Annotated in this window: 16 protein-coding genes and 1 other annotated feature; of the genes, 15 read left to right on the top strand and 1 reads right to left on the bottom strand. The window is 48.9% G+C overall.

Annotation, left to right across the window (positions count from 1 at the left end; genetic code table 11):
* The first annotated feature begins 51 nt into the window (after nt 1-51).
* From hemA to QMA39_RS07280, 7 genes are all read left to right on the top strand, one after another.
* Nucleotides 52-1,425, top strand: a complete 1,374-nt coding sequence (hemA, locus tag QMA39_RS07310; protein WP_281658295.1) for a glutamyl-tRNA reductase — start codon at nt 52-54, stop codon at nt 1,423-1,425.
* Between the two features lie 13 nt (nt 1,426-1,438).
* Nucleotides 1,439-2,257: a cytochrome c biogenesis protein CcsA gene (gene ccsA / locus QMA39_RS07305; RefSeq protein WP_027955244.1), complete on the top strand. Its 819-nt coding sequence runs from the start codon at nt 1,439-1,441 to the stop codon at nt 2,255-2,257.
* Nucleotides 2,258-2,272: 15 nt separating this feature from the next.
* Nucleotides 2,273-3,202 carry a hydroxymethylbilane synthase gene (gene hemC, locus QMA39_RS07300; protein ID WP_027955245.1) on the top strand — a complete coding sequence of 310 codons (930 nt, stop codon included), beginning with the start codon at nt 2,273-2,275 and terminating at the stop codon, nt 3,200-3,202.
* Nucleotides 3,202-3,978 carry a uroporphyrinogen-III synthase gene (locus QMA39_RS07295; protein ID WP_027955246.1) on the top strand — a complete coding sequence of 259 codons (777 nt, stop codon included), beginning with the start codon at nt 3,202-3,204 and terminating at the stop codon, nt 3,976-3,978. Before hemC ends, QMA39_RS07295 begins: the two co-directional genes overlap by 1 nt.
* Before the next feature lie 2 nt (nt 3,979-3,980).
* The gene (gene hemB / locus QMA39_RS07290) at nt 3,981-4,967 is read left to right on the top strand and encodes a porphobilinogen synthase (RefSeq protein ID WP_281658294.1); all 987 of its coding nucleotides are present in this window, start codon (nt 3,981-3,983) and stop codon (nt 4,965-4,967) included.
* Nucleotides 4,968-4,984: 17 nt separating this feature from the next.
* Nucleotides 4,985-6,271 carry a glutamate-1-semialdehyde 2,1-aminomutase gene (hemL, locus tag QMA39_RS07285; protein ID WP_206935361.1) on the top strand — a complete coding sequence of 429 codons (1,287 nt, stop codon included), beginning with the start codon at nt 4,985-4,987 and terminating at the stop codon, nt 6,269-6,271.
* 172 nt (nt 6,272-6,443) lie between these two features.
* Nucleotides 6,444-7,403 (top strand): LysM peptidoglycan-binding domain-containing protein, encoded by a 960-nt coding sequence (locus QMA39_RS07280; protein ID WP_281658293.1) that lies wholly within the window; start codon nt 6,444-6,446, stop codon nt 7,401-7,403.
* Here the strand turns inward: QMA39_RS07280 and QMA39_RS07275 are convergent.
* Complete coding sequence (locus tag QMA39_RS07275; RefSeq protein WP_027955250.1) at nt 7,400-7,588, bottom strand: hypothetical protein; 189 nt, start codon at nt 7,586-7,588, stop codon at nt 7,400-7,402. The genes QMA39_RS07280 and QMA39_RS07275 overlap by 4 nt on opposite strands.
* Before the next feature lie 126 nt (nt 7,589-7,714).
* Nucleotides 7,715-7,936 (top strand) — a binding site (T-box leader).
* An 87-nt stretch (nt 7,937-8,023) separates the two neighbouring features.
* Between QMA39_RS07275 and QMA39_RS07270 the strand changes: the two genes are divergently transcribed.
* The 8 genes from QMA39_RS07270 (at nt 8,024) to QMA39_RS07235 (ending at nt 18,416) form a co-directional block, all read left to right on the top strand.
* Entirely contained in the window at nt 8,024-10,666 is a 2,643-nt protein-coding gene (locus tag QMA39_RS07270) for a valine--tRNA ligase (protein ID WP_281658292.1), read from the top strand.
* A 58-nt stretch (nt 10,667-10,724) separates the two neighbouring features.
* On the top strand, nt 10,725-12,005 hold the full coding sequence (locus QMA39_RS07265) for a folylpolyglutamate synthase/dihydrofolate synthase family protein (protein ID WP_281658291.1): 1,281 nt from the start codon (nt 10,725-10,727) through the stop codon (nt 12,003-12,005).
* 92 nt (nt 12,006-12,097) lie between these two features.
* Nucleotides 12,098-13,828 (top strand): sensor domain-containing diguanylate cyclase, encoded by a 1,731-nt coding sequence (locus QMA39_RS07260; RefSeq protein WP_281658290.1) that lies wholly within the window; start codon nt 12,098-12,100, stop codon nt 13,826-13,828.
* Between the two features lie 153 nt (nt 13,829-13,981).
* The gene (locus QMA39_RS07255; RefSeq protein WP_281658289.1) at nt 13,982-14,737 is read left to right on the top strand and encodes an A24 family peptidase; all 756 of its coding nucleotides are present in this window, start codon (nt 13,982-13,984) and stop codon (nt 14,735-14,737) included.
* A gap of 137 nt (nt 14,738-14,874) precedes the next feature.
* Nucleotides 14,875-15,675, top strand: coding sequence for an SPOR domain-containing protein (locus QMA39_RS07250; protein ID WP_281658288.1), 801 nt, complete (start codon nt 14,875-14,877; stop codon nt 15,673-15,675).
* A 163-nt stretch (nt 15,676-15,838) separates the two neighbouring features.
* A complete protein-coding gene (locus QMA39_RS07245) occupies nt 15,839-16,405 on the top strand; it encodes a Maf family protein (RefSeq protein WP_027955256.1) in 567 nt (188 codons plus the stop codon).
* A gap of 41 nt (nt 16,406-16,446) precedes the next feature.
* Nucleotides 16,447-17,136, top strand: a complete 690-nt coding sequence (gene radC, locus QMA39_RS07240; RefSeq protein WP_281658287.1) for a DNA repair protein RadC — start codon at nt 16,447-16,449, stop codon at nt 17,134-17,136.
* Between the two features lie 239 nt (nt 17,137-17,375).
* Nucleotides 17,376-18,416: a rod shape-determining protein gene (locus QMA39_RS07235; RefSeq protein ID WP_027955258.1), complete on the top strand. Its 1,041-nt coding sequence runs from the start codon at nt 17,376-17,378 to the stop codon at nt 18,414-18,416.
* Nucleotides 18,417-18,441 lie beyond the last annotated feature (25 nt).

Raw genomic sequence — 18,441 nt, 5'->3', positions numbered from 1 at the left:
TATAATCTACACTACAGGAGAAAATCTGCACGTGTAATGGGGGTATACGAAATGCACATTATAGCCGTCGGTCTTAATTACAAAACAGCCCCTGTGGAAATTCGAGAGAGGCTCACATTTTCTGAAGAGAAGCTTGAGGAAGCTATGGCTCAGTTGAACGGGCGTAAAAGTGTCCTGGAGAATGTGATTATTTCTACATGCAACCGTACGGAAATCTTCGCCGTTGTGGACCAGATCCATACAGGGCGGTATTATATTAAACAGTTTTTAGCTGACTGGTTTCAAGTGGATAAAGAGGCGTTCACCTCTTACCTTGCGATATATGAAACAGATGGAGCTGTCGAGCATCTGCTGCGAGTCACTTCCGGCCTTGATTCCATGGTCCTCGGAGAGACGCAGATCCTTGGCCAGATGAAGCAGGCCTTCCTGCGTGCACAGAATGCAGGCACGACCGGAACCATTTTCAATCAGCTGTTCCGACAGGCCGTCACCATGGCGAAAAAAGCACATAGTGACACGGAAATCGGTGAAAACGCTGTCTCGGTCAGTTATGCAGCTGTTGAACTGGCTCGGAAAATATTCGGTGACCTCGTTCATAAGCACATTGTGATTCTGGGCGCCGGAAAAATGGGCGAACTGGCCGCCAAAAACCTTCACGGCTCCGGTGTCCGTAAAGTGACCGTCATCAACCGCACGCTGGAAAAAGCACGGACTGTTGCCGGTCAATTTAACGGGTATGCCAGGACGATGGATGAACTGGAAACGGTACTCGCTGATGCCGATATCGTCATCAGTTCTACAGGTGCGTCCGAATATGTGATTACGAAGGAAATGATGGAGCCTGTCCATAAGAAACGGAAGGGCAAGCCGCTGTTCTTCGTCGATATTGCTGTGCCTAGAGACCTGGATCCAGCGATGGAATCCTTGGAAAGTGTCTTCCTCTATGATATTGATGACCTTCAGGGAATCGTAGATGCCAACCTGGAAATGCGCAGGCAGGCCGCAGAGGAAATCGAGATTATGATGGAAGCGGAAATCGTGGAGTTCAAGCAGTGGCTCCAGACAATCGGTGTAGTTCCGGTGATTTCTGCGCTTCGTTCCAAAGCCCTCGACATCCAGTCGGAAACGATGAAAAGCATTGAACGGAAAATGCCTGACTTATCCGATCGTGAACGGAAAGTGTTGAACAAGCATACGAAGAGTATCGTCAACCAAATGTTAAAAGAACCGATTTCACAGGCCAAGGAACTGGCGGCCCAGCCGGATTCTGAAGAAACCCTGAAGCTGTTCACCCAGATCTTCGGTATTGAAGAGCAGGTGGAAAAAGAGGTCCAGCAGCAGGAAAAAAAGAAAAGCTCAGCGAATGAGCGTCATATAGAGGCCGATCACTCTGTTTCCATCATCAGCCCTATGATTCATTCCTGAGGGGGGCGGCTCCATGTTTGAGTTGAAATGGGTGTACGAGCTGATCCTATTCCTATATGGACTCAGCCTGATCGGGTATTTTATTGATTTTGTCCAGACAAACCGGAAGGCCAACCGTGCGGCCTTCTGGTTGCTTAGTATGGTCTGGGTTCTGCAAAGCGTTTTTCTGTTGTCCCAGTTTTTTATGAACGACAACTTTCCAATCATGACGGTGTATGACGGCTTATATTTTTATACGTGGATTCTGGTCACGTTTTCCCTATTAATCAACCGGCTGTTCAAGATGGATTTTCTCGTATTCTTTACGAATGTCGTCGGTTTTTTGATTATGATTATTCATATTTTCACAAGGGCTCAAAATGTAATGGAGAAGGAAGGGGTGGCGCTGGTCAATGAGCTTCTCGTCATCCATATCAGCCTGGCGATTATCTCCTATGGCTTTTTCACGCTTTCCTTTATTTTCTCCATCATGTATTTACTGCAGTACCGGCTGTTAAAAAAGAAAAAATGGAATGCCAAATTGTTCCGGCTCGGGGATTTAACTAAGCTGGACCATTTTTCTTATGTTGCGGTCATTTTAGGCGTGCCCCTCCTCCTCATCGCCATCATTCTCGGGGTTGTCTGGGGCTATGTTTCAACAGATGTGTTCTACTGGTATGATTTTAAGACGCTCGGCTCTTTCCTCGTGTTGATCGGTTATATGATTTATCTCATTCTGCGGGTGGTTAAAGGGTATCAGGGACGGACCATTTCCATATTTAACGCCGCCGCCTTTTTATTTCTGCTTATCAATTTCTTTTTATTCAGCTCTCTATCCAACTTTCACTTTTAAAGAGGAGGAACAAGCATGAGGAAAATCATTATCGGCTCTAGAAAGAGTAATCTGGCCATCACTCAGACGGAATGGGTGATCGATCAGCTGAAACAGATTGATCCATCCTACGATTTCGAAATCAAGCGCATCACGACAAAAGGTGATCAGATTCTTGATGTGACGTTATCTAAAGTCGGAGGCAAAGGCTTGTTCATCAAAGAGATCGAACAGGCGATGTACGACGGTACCATTGATATGGCTGTCCATAGTATGAAGGATATGCCGGCTGTGGTGGCCGAAGGGTTGACAGTCGCTTCCGTGCCGATCCGTGAAGATCACCGCGATGCGTTCGTTTCCAATAATCACGTTGCCTTGAAGGATCTTCCGGAAGGCGCCATTGTAGGGACAAGCAGTCTCCGCCGTGGGTCTCAGATCAAAGCGGTCCGTCCGGATCTTGAAATTAAATGGATCCGCGGGAATATTGACACACGCCTTAGGAAATTGAAAGAGGAAGATTATGACGCTATCGTTCTGGCTGCTGCCGGTTTGAAGCGGATGGGCTGGGATGACAACCTCGTCACAGAGTATTTGGAGCCGGAGGTTTGTGTACCTGCTGTCGGTCAAGGAGCGCTAGCCATCCAGTGCCGTGAAGAGGATAAAGAACTGCGTGATTTTCTTATGAAACTGAATCATGAATACACGCAGACGACAGTGGCGGCCGAACGGAAATTCCTCCACGATTTGAATGGCGGCTGCCAGGTTCCTATTGGTGGATACGCGTACCGGAAAGGCGATGACATCGTCCTTACCGCTTTAGTGGGAACGCCGGACGGGAATACGATCCTTCATGAAACCGTAACCGGACAGGATCCAATTGAAGTCGGCAGACAAGCGGCTGATCTTTTAAGAGACCAGGGGGCACAGGAAATCGTTGATCGTGCCAAAGAGGAGTATGGTCAGTAATGGACGCGCCACTGCAGGGGAAGAACATCCTCATTACTAGAGGCAGATCCCAGGCGGCGCCGTTGAAAGAGCGGATCGAGGAAGCGGGCGGTGTTCCAAGACACACCCCGCTTCTCGCTTTTCAATTGAACGATCAACAGAAAAACGAACACATAGAAGATGAACTTCACGAATTTTCCTGGATTTTTTTAACCAGTTCCAATGCCGTGAAGTTTTTTTTCAAATGGCTGCATAGATATGGCTTGGTTCTTCCTGATCAGGTCCGTATGGCTGTCATCGGCACAAAAACAGATCGGGCGCTGCAGAGGTATGGAAGAAAAGCGGATTTTTTGCCTGCATCCTTTCAAGCGGCTAAAATGGAAGAGGAATTTTTTCAAATGTACCCGGATCCGGGAAAGCTTTTATACATACGGGGAAACCGTTCCCGGGACGTTCTTCCGGAAGCTTTTCGTAAACGTGGCGTGTTTTTCAAATCGCTGACCGTTTATGATACGCTGTTATTGACGAGTAATCAGAAAAATATTACCAGCTGGCTGGAGAACGGGGACCTGGATGCCTTAACGTTTACAAGCCCGTCCACCATACAGGCTTTTAGAGCGGTGACGAAGGGCAGCCGGGAAAGTGGGTTGTCCCTGCCCTGCTTCTGTATCGGACCGACGACGGCCCGGAAAGCGGAGGCGGAAGGGTTTACCTGCGTGTTTACTCCGCCGCAGTATACCATAGAACACATGGTGGAACAGATGGTTTTCTATTTTAAGAACGAAAGGAATCGATAGGAATGAAAGATCTGCAATTTAAACGGCACCGTCGACTGCGCCGTACGGAATCCATGAGGGCCCTCGTAAGAGAAACACATCTGCGCACAGATGATTTGATCTATCCGATTTTTGTCGTCGAAGGCCGGGATATTAAAAATCCAGTAGCTTCTATGCCGGGAGTCCATCAAGTGTCTCTTGACCACTTGACGTCCGAAATGGAGGAGCTTGTGACGCGAGGCATCCGTTCAGTGATCGTCTTCGGAGTTCCTGGACATAAGGATGACGTCGGGAGTGAAGCTTATAATGAAGAAGGCATCGTCCAGCGTGCGATCCGCCAGATTAAAGAAGAGGTGCCTTCCTTGACCGTCATTGCTGATACGTGCCTGTGCCAGTATACCGATCACGGCCACTGCGGCATCGTTCGTGACGGGGATATCGATAACGATGAATCCTTAACCTACATTACCCAGACAGCTGTCACCCAGGCACAGGCCGGTGCGGATATTATTGCTCCGTCCAATATGATGGACGGCTTTGTTGCAGCCATCCGCCTGGGACTTGATGAAGCCGGCTTCAGCCATATTCCAGTGATGTCCTATGCCGTGAAGTTTGCGTCCGCCTTTTACGGACCATTCCGCGATGCTGCTCACAGCTCTCCTCAGTTTGGAGACCGCCGTGCCTATCAAATGGATCCATCCAACCGACTGGAAGCTCTTAGAGAAGCAGAGTCTGACGTCGAGGAAGGCGCTGACTTCCTTATTGTCAAACCGGCACTGGCTTATCTCGATATTATGCGCGAAGTGAAAGACCGTTACAACCTGCCTGTCGTCGCCTACAACGTCAGCGGCGAATATTCCATGATCAAGGCTGCTGCCCAGAACGGCTGGGTCAATGAAAAAGAAATCGTCCTTGAAAAGCTGACCGCTATGAAGCGGGCCGGTGCGGATTTGATCATTACGTATTTTGCTAAAGATGCGGCAGACTGGCTGAAGGAAGACCAATCATAAGAAGGAAGGTGCTGACGATGAAAAACTTTGATCGTTCCAAACAAGCGTATCAGGAAGCTGTAGAATTGATGCCCGGGGGAGTCAACTCTCCAGTTCGTGCATTCAAATCCGTAGGCATGGATCCGATTTTCATGGAAAAAGGAGAAGGCTCCAGGCTCTTTGATGTCGACGGCAACGAGTATATCGATTATGTCCTGAGTTATGGCCCGTTGATCCTCGGCCATGCCGATGAAAGGGTGACCGACGCTTTAACAAAAGTGACGGCCCATGGAACAAGTTTCGGAGCGCCGACAGAGATTGAGAATCAACTGGCTGATCTCGTTCGCGAGCGCGTTCCTTCTATTGAAATGCTGCGTATGGTCAACTCCGGGACAGAAGCTACGATGAGTGCCTTGAGAGTGGCACGCGGCTATACCGGCCGGGATAAAATCCTTAAATTTGAAGGGAACTATCATGGTCATGGAGACTCTCTGCTGATTAAGGCTGGATCCGGGGTGGCGACACTCGGACTTCCTGATTCGCCTGGTGTTCCAGCTTCCATAGCCCAAAACACGATTACGGTCCCATACAACGATCTGAAAAGTGTCCAATATGTCTTTGAAGAGTACGGGGATGACCTGGCGGCGGTCATTATTGAGCCGGTTTCCGGAAACATGGGTGTAGTCCCTCCGAAGGAAAGCTTTCTCCAGGAGCTTCGCCAGCTGACCGAAGACAATGGCACGGTTCTGATCTTTGATGAAGTTATGACGGGCTTCCGTGTCGGCTATCACAGTGCTCAGGGCCATTTCGGTGTCACTCCGGATATGACCTGTCTTGGTAAGGTAATCGGCGGCGGACTTCCTGTCGGTGCCTATGGTGGGAAGCGTGAAATCATGGAACGTGTCGCGCCGGTTGGTGATATCTACCAGGCAGGGACGTTATCAGGAAATCCGCTTGCCATGACGGCCGGGTACCAGACGATATCGGCGATGACAGAGGAAGCCTATGCTTCCATCAGTGAACGTGTGGATCAGCTGATTGAAGGTTATAAAAAGGCGGCCGAAACCTATGACATTCCACTTACTGTTAACCGCGCAGGTTCCATGGTCGGTTTCTTCTTTACCAACGAACCTGTCTATAACTTTGAAACGGCCAACCAATCTGACCTGGACATGTTTAAGAGATACTATCAGGGTATGATTCAGGAAGGTGTCTATCTTCCACCTTCCCAATTTGAAGGGATGTTCCTTTCCGTGAAGCACACGGAAGCAGACATTGAACAAACGATTGAGGCGGTCAACAAAGTATTTTCAACACTTAAATAAACACCCCTTTTAGAAACAGGCAGCCGTTATCATCGGCTGCCTGTTTTCTTTTGAAAGAAGACCGGTGGGTAGCAGGATGTTTTACGGCGATTCCTCCCATTCATGTATATAACGATATCTTCCGCATAAGGTGTTAGTAGAGAACAGGAATACCTTAGGGAGGGACTCTGGATTGCCGAATAAACAAAATGTATTTTCCTTTTATCTGGATGAATCGATATGGTTTCAGGAAGGACAGGGTGTAAGAGAGCTGATTGGTATTTCTTTGGAGCCAGATATTACGATTGAAGACCGCGGAGATGAAGTCTGCCTGAAGGGGACCGTTGATCTCGGCGGTGAATATATTCCGACGGGTCCTCAATCCGAAGCGGAGCCATCGGGAGCTTCGGGAGCAAGGGTGATGGACAGCGTCGAAGCGCAGGAGGATGGTGTCTACGTCTTTTCCCACGCTTTTCCAGTAGAAATACGGGTCCCGTTGGAGCGTGTTTCCAATTTGGATGATGTGCTGATTGATATTGAGACGTTTGATTATGAACTGCCGGCTGACCGTCAGCTCCGCCTTCACGCACAAATCACGATTAACGGAGTCGAGGAAGCCCGGAATGAAGCGGCCAATGATGATGCGTTCGATGAGCCTGTCCAGGCGGGACCTGTCAACTTCAAGGAGGAAACGCCGGAAGCGGAGCGGGCGGTCCCCGAAAAAGAAGCCCCTGTATTCCGGATGAACGGACAGGAACAGGAAGAACAGGAGCAGGAGGATGACGGACGCTGGTTTTACAAGAAATCACAAAGCTTTCCTGAATTTTTCGGAACAGAGCAGGAAGCTGTCCATGACATCCAGCCTTCCTCCGATAGTACGTCAGACTGGGGAGAGGTCAGTGTGGAGGAATCCTCAGAGTCCAGTGAATCTGAGGCGGCCCCTGGTGGGATGGATGGCATCAAACAAATTTTCAAGCACTTGTTCCCGAACCGTGAGGATACGTATACTCGGATGAAAATGTATATTGCCCAGGGGGAGGAGACCTTGACATCCATTGCTGAGAAGTATGATGTTCCGGTCAGACAGCTGGAGCGTGTGAACAGCTGTGATGAGGATGTAGCCCCTGGACAGATTGTGTATATTCCTGATTAAATCCATTTGTATTTAAAAGCCAGCCACAGACCGATGACGAGTCCAAGAAGGAAAATATCGAAGGTCGTCGGCCAGAAAATGGTACGTAAAGCCTGGAAAATCACAATCGGAAGCAGAGAGGTTTCAATGACAATCAACCACGTCTTACACCATGGAGGCAGCCGGTAGCGGTACATTCGGCTCATCTGTTCACCTCGTTTCTTAAATCCAGAAGCCCGCAGGCCCTGTCTGCGGGCTTCTGCATATTTTTTGTCAGACAGTTGACTAAAGACGTATGTTCTATATACAATATGTAATATAGTCTTTATACGTGAAATGCTTAGATAGGGAGTAGTACGTAATCATTTCTTTCAGAGAGGAAAACAAATGGTGGAAGTTTTCCATGAACCCTGATTATGAAAGTCGCCCTTGATGCAGCTTCTTTGAACATGAGTAGGAGAAGCCGGTTCGAAGCCGTTATGATTGTGAGTGTGCAGGAGTCTCTCCTGTGAAATAAGGTGGTACCACGGAAATCAAACCCTTTCGTCCTTTTACTGGATGAAAGGGTTTTTTTATTTTCTCGCCTGGTAAACCCCTTGCAGAGTGTAATGACTGATATCAATTAAAGGAGGAAGATCAGAATGAGTGAACAGGATCTTTCAATGCCAACCAAATATGATCCGGCCGCTGTCGAAAAGGACCGGTACCAGTACTGGGTGGATGGGAAATTTTTTGAAGCGGAAGGTGATACGGACAAAGAACCGTATACCATCGTTATTCCCCCGCCGAACGTTACAGGAAAGCTTCACCTCGGCCACGCATGGGATACGACCCTGCAGGATATTTTATCCCGTGTGAAGCGGATGCAGGGCTATGATGTCCTGTGGCTGCCCGGGATGGACCATGCCGGTATCGCTACACAGGCGAAGGTGGATGCCAAACTTCGTGAACAGGGGGTTTCCCGTCACGACCTCGGCCGTGAGAAATTCCTTGATAAAGCATGGGAATGGAAGCATGAATATGCGAAGTTCATCCGCGCGCAGTGGGAAAAGCTCGGCCTCGGCCTTGATTATTCCCGCGAACGGTTTACGCTTGATGAAGGTCTTTCAGATGCTGTTAAGGAAGTATTCGTTACTTTATATGAAAAAGGCTTGATTTACCGAGGGGAATACATCATCAACTGGGATCCGGCTACACAGACGGCTTTGTCGGACATTGAAGTGGAGTACAAGGATGTCCAGGGAGCGTTTTATCATATGCGCTACCCGCTGAAGGATGAAGAAGGATCCATAGAAATTGCTACGACCCGTCCAGAGACGATGCTTGGGGATACCGCCATTGCGGTTCACCCGGAAGATGAGCGCTACAAGCATCTGATCGGTAAAAAAGCGGTTCTTCCTATTGTGGGAAGAGAAATTGAAATTGTCGCTGATGACTACGTCGACATGGAATTTGGTTCAGGTGCTGTGAAGATTACGCCGGCTCACGATCCGAATGACTTTGAAATCGGGAACCGCCACAGCCTTGAGCGTGTGCTCGTCATGAATGAAGACGGTACGATGAATGAAAATGCCGGGGCGTACAAAGGTATGGATCGTTTTGAATGCCGCAAGCAGATTGTCAAAGATCTTCAGGAGCAGGGCGTCCTGTTTGAAATAGAAGATCATATGCATTCCGTCGGTCACTCCGAAAGAAGCGGCGCTGTAGTCGAGCCCTATCTTTCCACACAGTGGTTTGTTGATATGAAGCCGCTGGCGGATGCCTCCGTTGACCTTCAAAAAGGAGAGGAAGCCGTTCAGTTTGTTCCGGACCGTTTTGAAAAACCATATCTGCATTGGATGGAGAACACCCGTGACTGGTGTATTTCCAGACAGCTGTGGTGGGGCCATCGCATTCCGGCCTGGTACCATAAAGAGACCGGTGAAATCCATGTAGGCAAGGAAGCGCCGAAGGACCCGGAGAACTGGAAGCAGGATGATGATGTCCTGGATACGTGGTTCTCTTCCGCCCTCTGGCCGTTTTCAACGATGGGCTGGCCGGATGAAGACAGCAGTGACTACCAGCGCTACTTCCCGACCAACGTTCTCGTAACCGGCTATGACATCATCGGTTTCTGGGTGAGCCGAATGATTTTCCAATCGCTTGAATTCACTGGTGAACGTCCGTTTAACGACGTTCTCATCCACGGGCTTGTCCGTGATGCTGACGGCCGTAAAATGAGTAAATCCTTAGGAAACGGTGTCGATCCTATGGATGTCATAGAGAAATACGGGGCGGACTCACTCCGTTACTTCCTGTCCACCGGCTCATCACCAGGCCAGGACCTGCGATTCCACTGGGAAAAGGTGGAGTCGACATGGAACTTCGCAAACAAGATCTGGAATGCCTCCCGTTTTGCTCTGATGAACATGGGCGGGTTGGAATTTGAGGATATCGATCTATCCGGAGAAAAATCCGTTGCGGATCAATGGATTCTTACACGACTCAACCAGACGATCGAGCAGGTGACGACCAACATTGATAAATACGAATTCGGGGAAGCCGGACGTCACTTGTATAACTTCATCTGGGATGATTTCTGTGACTGGTATATTGAAATGGCCAAACTTCCATTGTACGGAGAAGATGAGCAGCGCATTCATACTACGCGTTCGATTCTGGCTTATACACTGGATCAGACCATGAGAATGCTTCATCCATTCATGCCGTTCATTACAGAGGAAATCTGGCAGCACCTTCCTCATGAAGGGGAATCCATTACCCAGGCATCATGGCCTGCCGTAAGAGAAGATTTCCATAATGAACAGGCGGTTGCGGAAATGGATCGTCTCGTTTCCATCATCCGTTCCGTTCGTAACATCCGTGCGGAAGTGGATACACCAATGTCCAAGCAGATCCAGCTGCTCATTCAGGCGAAGGATGAGGATGTTGTTCAGGAGCTCGAGAAGAACCGCTCCTATGTAGAGAGGTTCTGCAACCCGAGTGAACTGACGATCGCCACCGATCTGCAGGCCCCTGAAAAAGCGATGTCCGCCGTTGTTACAGGCGCTGAACTTTATCTGCCGCTGGCAGGCCTGATCAATATCGAAGACGAAATCAAGCGTCTGGAGAACGAATGGAAGAAATGGGATCAGGAAGTGACTCGTGTGCAGAAGAAGCTTTCCAATGAAGGCTTCGTAAGTAAAGCCCCTGAGCACGTTGTTGAGGAAGAGCGGAAGAAAGAAACCGATTATCTCGATAAACGTACGAAAGTGGAAGCACGTATTAAAGAACTGAAAGCATAAGAGGAGAAGGAGGGTATTCTACGGAATACTCTCCTCTTTTTAAAGAGAGGGAAGACCTATGAATTACGAAGAAGCGGTTCAATGGATACACGCAAGGGAAAAATTCAAAATCAAACCGGGCTTGAAAAGGATGGAATGGATGATGAAGCGTCTGGATCATCCAGAACAGAAGATAACCGCCGTTCATATAGCAGGCACGAACGGCAAGGGATCCACGGTTTCGTTTTTAAGGCATATCCTGCAGGGGCAGGGTCAATCGGTAGGTACTTTTACCTCTCCGTATATTGAAACGTTCAATGAGCGGATCAGTGTGAATGGCCGTCCGATTTCGGACCGTGAGCTTGCAGAGACTGTCGGGCAGATTCGTCCATTGTCGGAGGAACTGAAGCAGACCTCGCTCGGAGAACCGACGGAATTTGAAGTGATTACGGCTGCGGCTCTTTTGCACTTTTCACAGTTGGACCTGGATTTTGTCCTGATGGAAACAGGGCTTGGCGGTACGTATGACTCTACAAATATCATTCATCCTGTGTTGAGTGTTATCACGAACGTCGGTCATGATCATATGAACATCCTCGGCTCTACAATCAGTGAGATCGCCGGCGAAAAAGCCGGGATCATCAAGCAGGGAGTCCCCCTTGTCACCGGTGCCTCCCAGCAGGCAGCGGTTGATGTCATTGCCGCAAAAGCGGAAGAGTGTGGAGCCCGTATGTATGGATACGGGAAGGAATTTCACGCGGATCACCTGGCAAGTGGAGAAGGCAGGGAAACCTTCCGTTTCATCAGTCCAACCTTCACCTCTCCTGTTTGGAAAAGCTCGCTGCTAGGGCCCCATCAGGTGACCAATGCTTCGCTTGCGATCCAGGCAGCGGAGGTGCTAAGAGAGCAGGGCGTGCCTTTGGAAACAGAACAGTATGGAAAAGCCATTGAGAAAACGTTCTGGCCGGCAAGATTTGAAACGCTCCGTCGCCGGCCGTTGACGATCGTGGACGGGGCGCATAATGAAGAAGGCACCGATGCTCTTGTGGAAACAGTGAAGCGCCACTACTCAGACCGTCGCATTCTGTTGGTTTATGCAGCTTTGGAAGATAAACCGGTGGAAAAAATGTTGGGGAAGCTGAAGGAAGTGTCAGATCACCTCTATGTCACCACCTTTGATTTTCCAAGAGCATTATCTTCAGAGGCTTTGAAGGAACTTTCCCCTGTGCCCCATACCGAGGCTTTTGCTGATTATAAGCAGGCGGTCCGTGAAGCAATGACAGAAGCGGGTGGGGAGGACGTTATTGTCGTCTCCGGTTCACTTTATTTTATCTCTATAGTCCGGTCATTTCTTAAGTAATGCTTGTGAAAGTGGGAATTTATAGAAAATTTTTCAATGTTTTATGGTAAAATATACTATAATGAACGGCGTTTACAGGCAGAGGTGATACGATGTCCAAAGAAAAAATTATTGGTGTCTGGCTGGTCTGGGCGGTCATCTGGCCCCTGGGTCTTGTACTGATTTACAACTTGGAAACGCCGGCGATTTCCGGAAGCTGGATCAACCTGGTGATATTTGCGCTGCTTACGGTCATTGTAGCTCTGTTTCCACTGCGGATCGGAGACCACCCGGTGTTTTTTTCACAGGGAGTGGCTTTCGCCGTATTTCTCCATTACGGACTGTTTGCAGAAATAGTCATTTCTCAAATTGCCTTAGGTGCCCTGCTCATCAAAGTAAGGTTGAGCAGGCATACGATGTACAGAATCCCCATCAACCAGCTTATGTTTCTGATGATCTCTGTTTTTTCCGCGCTCCTTTATGAAGGACTCGGGGGCGGACATGGTCCTGAGGCTGTGGATGAATTTCGTGATCTTTTTCCTATCGTTTCCTATGCTGTCTCCCAGATTGTGTTGAACCAGCTTTTTCTATCGGCCATCTCCAAATGGCTGTATAAACGGCCGTTCAAATGGCTGGATCAAGGTTTGTTATGGGATGTGATGACAGCGGGGCTGGTGCTGCCGATCGGTTTTGTCCTGTTCGTCGTCTTTCTCCCATTTGGAATCAGTGGGATTTTCTTTGTTGGTATTCCTTTTGTGTTCATATCAGGCATGATGATGATGTACCATAACAGCAGTCAGGTGAATGAGTATTTGAAGCGGGCGAGCCGGATCGGCCATGAATTGACAGGCGAGCTAAGCGTGACAGAGGTGCTGAACATATTCGTCGATCACATGTCGGACCTTCTTCCGCTGGATCATTTGTATGTGTTTGATGTGAAGGAAAGCGGCCGTTTGAAACTGATCCGTTTTTTCGACCGGTCGGGAACGTTGGAGTTTCCGCCGATTACCTTACAAAAAGGGGAGAGTGTGAGTGGTCATACGCTCCAGGCTGGAAAAGGGGCCTACTACAAAAAACGGACAGAATGGAGACCGTTGGAAAGTCCTTATATACCGGACGCTTCGGAAAGTGTCTTATCCGTCCCGGTCGTCCGGAATAATGAGACGGTTGGTGTGATTACGGTATACTCGAACCAAAAACGGGCGTTTTTGCAGTTTCAGCTCCTCATATTGTCCATTTTGGCCAACTATCTCGGTGTAGCCATTGAAAATGCGCGTCACTATGAGAAAACGAAAGAGGAAAGTGAGCGCTGTGCGCTGACAGGCGTTTACAATTACCGCTATTTCGATGATTTTATGAAGCAGTCGTTCCTAAAGCATGAGGAAGATGAACGGGAACCGGTTTCGCTGATCCTCCTGGATATTGATCACTTCAAAAAGGTGAACGACACGTATGGGCACGAAAGCGGAAACGAAATTTTGATTGAACTCGCCGGTCGTTTAAAGGAAGCAGCCGGGGAGGACATGACACTGGCCCGTTACGGAGGAGAAGAATTTGTTTTTCTTCTGCCGGGATTCGACGAACAAGCGGCTCTTGCTTTCGCCCTTCATATCCAGGGCGTCATTACGGAGGATCCGTTTACCGTAGTTGAACATATTCTGAAACAAGAGGGGCCTGTTTCCGTGCAAGTCACTGCAAGCATCGGTGCGGCCTCCTATCCTGACCCGTGTGAGGAACCCCTCGACTTGATTCGTCAGGCGGACAGGGCGATGTACGTCGGAGCGAAACAAAGAGGGAGAAACAGAGTTGCGGGATATAAAGATTTGATGCAGCCAGTCCAATAAATTTTTATTGGACTGGCTTTTTATTTTTTTGAGACAAAACCGGAGATGTGGGCTATAATTTTTATGATCCTCTGCTTTTGAACCCACCGCCTGATTAAACTCCCTTCTCTCCTTTTACACCGGCTATTCATTTCTGAAAAAGGAGATCCGCGTATGTATATCCTTTTCTCTTTCTACTTTTTCCTCACTGGAACCATATTAGGTTCTTTCTTTCATGTGGTTGGGGTGAGACTGCCTCAAAACGCTCCATTTATCACATCAAGATCTGCCTGCCCGGTTTGTTCGACGACGCTGCAGGCCAGAGATTTAATTCCTCTCGCTTCCTACACGCTCGCCAAAGGGAAGTGCCGCCATTGTCAAACGCACATTTCTCTGGTTTACCCTGCTGTAGAGCTGATCACAGGAGGCTTGTTTCTGTTTTCCTATTGTCAATTCGGGTGGTCGGTGGACGTATTGGAGGCTGTCCTCCTCCTTTCATTGGCGGTCATCGTGACCGTCAGCGACGTGAAGTATATGATCATTCCCAACCGGCTTCTGATGTTTTTTGCCTTTGCGTTTGTCGTTCTGCGTTTGTTTTTTCCTCTGAGTCCATGGTATGCCTCGCTGCTTGGTGCCTGTACCGGCTTTGCAATCGTGCTTTTAATCATTGTTCTGAGCCGTGGAGGGATGGGGGGAGGCGATATGAAACTGCTGGCCGTGCTCGGTTTGTTTTTCGGGGGCCCGTTGACTCTCTTGACATTCTTTCTGGCTGTGACAGCAGGAACTCTGATCAGCACATTTCTGCTGGCTGCCAAGGTGATCAGCCGCCGTCAGCCTTTCCCTTTCGGCCCGTTTATCATGGCCGGGGCCGTTATCAGTTTTTATTATGGTGACGCTATACTGGCGTTCTACGTCCAAAGCTTTCAATAATAAGGAACTGCAGGGGAAAAGGAGAGAAGAGGAGCTTATGAATAAGCCGAAATTGTCGAAGCGGCCCCGACAAAATTAAGCATGGTTTTTATTTCTTCTGTGATAGGGTTGGGACAAACGTTGCAGGAGTGATAACCATGGATTCAAAAAAGAAAATTTCGATTTCATTCCGGCCTGAGAACGGTTCAAAAAACGAAGTGGTCCGTACTCAAAATGAACAGGCGGCGGCTGTGGATCAAGATAAGGAAAAAGATAAGCGGGCCACTCCTGTTTATCCACTTCCTGTGAAAAAGAAGTGGCGGATCCCTGGATCCTACCGGCCGGTCCTTGCTACGGCAGTGATTGCCCTCCTGCTCAGCCTGGGAATTGGTTTCGTTCTGTTACGGATGTTTGTTTCCTTGACGGATGTCACAACGGCAGGGACAGAAACTCTTCCTTCTCCCGAAGCACCGGCCGGACAGGTACAGGGGGCAGAAGAAGGAGCTGAAAACCAACTGCCGGCCAGTGCGGCAGCCACGCTGGATACATACATTGTCCAGGCCGGTGCTTTTTCTACAGAGGGAAAAGCCGGCGAGTGGCAGAGCCGTTTGAACGCCCAGTCCATATCGTCAGTCATATGGAAGCGGGACGGGCAGTATTTTCTGTTTGTCGGAAGTGCTTCTTCCAAGCAGGAGGCAGCCTACATGGCAGAAGAGATGAAGTCTAAAAGTATCGAAACCTATGTGAAACCGTGGGTCGTGACCATTGAGAAAGAGCTGCCTCCGGCCCTGCAGGAAGGGATGAAAACCCACACCCTCGGTTCAATCAATGAGTCACAGCGGAAGGAAATCGCCAAAGCGGCCGGCGAAGATTCCGCCCTTGGCCAGGCCCTTGTGAACTGGGAGTCACAGGATGAGAACAACCTGAACTGGCTGAAAGTCGCAAAATCCCTGGAATAAGCTGTTCGTTGTAAAAGAAGAGTGAGAAAAGGAAATTTGCTCAGGCAGCCCTTCCTTTTTTATATCAGGAAATTCTAAAAGACGGATGTTTCAGTCATCTGCATTTCCGGTTATTTTTAGTATGATACATGTAACCCCATGGATAGAAAGGATGTTTGTTGTGATGAAGACGCTTGTGCTCGGCTCTCAATCCCCCCGGCGGAAAGCCTTGTTGGAAATGGCGGGGGCTTCCCCGCTTATCCGCCCCTCCTATGCTGATGAAATGCTGGATCATGCCATGCCTGCCGAGGAAGCAGCCGCTTTTCTGGCGGAACAAAAAAGTGTCGCTGTGCAATTGAACGAGAAAGAAGTGCTGCTGACTTCAGATACTGTTGTATCGATTGACGGAGACCTTTTAGGTAAACCTGCTGATACCGGTGAAGCCCGTCGTATGCTGGAAACAATGAGCGGGCGGACGCATCAAGTGTACACAGCTGTATGCCTGCGGACCCTTGAGGAGAAACGAACCTTTACGACAGGGACGGATGTAAGCTTTTATACGTTGACGGACGAGGAGATCGATCACTACCTGAACACTAAAGAGCCCTGGGATAAAGCGGGCGGGTATGGGATTCAGGGAAAGGGCGGCCTGTTCGTCAAGGAAATCAAAGGTGATTATTACAACGTTGTCGGTCTCCCTATCGCCCGGGTCATCCGGGAGTTGAGAGCGTTTGGCATCTTCATCCATTAACAGCTTATTCCCTGGGGAGGATTGAGGAAGGATGTGAATCTTTGACTACGCCAAACGTAATGATTAAAGATGTTCCAAAGCAGGACCGCCCGCGTGAAAGGTTGATTCAACTGGGACCGGCCCACTTGTCCAACCAGGAGCTTCTCGCCATCCTTCTGGGAAGCGGAACGAAACAAGAGTCCGTGATGGAGCTTTCCAATCGTCTGCTCGTTCATTTTGAAGGGATGACCCTGTTAAAGGATGCGGCCATTGAGGAGCTTACTGCCATCAAGGGCATCGGAGCCGCCAAAGCGGTGCAGCTTCTGGCGGCGGTTGAACTTGGGAAACGGATGCACAAAATGAAGCCGGCGGAACGCTATATGATCCGGAGTCCTGAAGACGGAGCGGATTTTATTATGGAGGAAATGCGTGATTTAAAGCAGGAGCATTTCATCTGCTTGTTCTTAAATACGAAGAACCAGGTGCTTCACAGGCAGACCATCTTCATTGGAAGTTTAAATGCATCCATCGTCCACCCTAGAGAAGTATACAAAGAAGCGGTGAAACGTTCCGCAGCCTCGATTATCTGTGCCCACAACCATCCCTCCGGAGACCCTACACCTTCCCAGGAAGATATTCAGGTCACCCAGCGACTGAAAGAATGCGGGAAAATGATCGGCATTGAACTGCTTGACCACATTGTTATTGGTGATCGTACATTCATCAGCCTGAAAGAAAAAGGCTATCTATGAATGGTCGCGCTTTCTTTTCATGGACTTACCATAAGCTTTCGTATGTTTCTGGAAAAAGTTTAATAGGGATTGTTGTACCACTATCTATTTTTGTAGTTTTTTCGTATAATTGAATAGATGAAAAAGATGAGCGCCATTTATAGGATCTTCTTATAAATCGGCGCTTCTTCTAATCAGACAATTTTGGGGATGTCTCACCCCCGCCTGAGGAAAGCGGGCTCTTAGAAAGGAAGATAGAATTGGGGATTTTTGGATTCTCTCAAGACCTCGGGATTGACCTGGGTACAGCGAATACACTTGTATTTTTGAAAAATAAAGGGGTTATCGTCAGGGAGCCTTCTGTCGTAGCCAAAAACTCTCAAACTGGAGAGATTGAAGCCGTAGGAAATGATGCGCGGAATATGATTGGAAGGACACCCGGATACATAAACGTGATCCGCCCAATGAAGGACGGGGTCATTGCTGATTATGATACCACGGCGCAGATGATGAAGTATTACATTAAAAAAGCCTTGAAAAACCGTTCTTCGTTCGCAAGCAAACCGAACGTTATGGTCTGTGTACCGTCCGGGATCACCATGGTGGAGGAAAGAGCTGTTGTAGATGCAACGAAACAGGCCGGTGCCAAGGAAGCCTATCCGATTGCAGAGCCGTTTGCTGCGGCTATCGGGGCAGGCCTCCCGGTATGGGAGCCGACAGGAAGCATGGTCGTCGATATCGGCGGCGGTACGACCGAAGTAGCCATCATTTCCCTCGGCGGGATCGTGACGAGCCAGTCCATCCGTGTAGCCGGGGACGAAATGGATGACAACATCATCCAGCATGTGCGTAAAAAATATAATTTGATGATCGGTGAGCGTACAGCCGAAGACGTAAAAATGGAGCTTGGCGGCGCCGGTGAAGTCAAGGATATCGAGGAAATGGATATCCGCGGCCGCGATCTTTTGAGCGGTCTTCCAAAGACGATTACGGTTAAGAACGATGAAATTTATGAAGCCATGAAAGATACGGTCGATTCGATTATAGAAACGGTGAAAAACACATTGGAGAAAACCCCGCCTGAACTTGCTGCGGACATTATGGAACGAGGCATTGTCCTGACAGGGGGCGGCGCTCTGCTTAAAAACATCGATACAGTCATCAGTGACGAAACCAATATGCCGGTCTTTATTGCGGACGAACCGCTTGACTGCGTAGCCATCGGAACAGGGAAATCCCTGGAATACATCCATCACTTCCGCTCACAGCCCAATGTGGCCAGCCGGGCGAACATGGAGTAAACGAATAGGTTATGCCTTCTTTATT

It is taken from the genome of Halobacillus sp. Cin3, from assembly GCF_947311855.1.
Classification (GTDB): domain Bacteria; phylum Bacillota; class Bacilli; order Bacillales; family Halobacillaceae; genus Halobacillus; species Halobacillus kuroshimensis.
The sequence above is the reverse complement of the archived record's forward strand: the minus strand, read 5'-3'. Positions and strand labels throughout refer to the sequence as shown.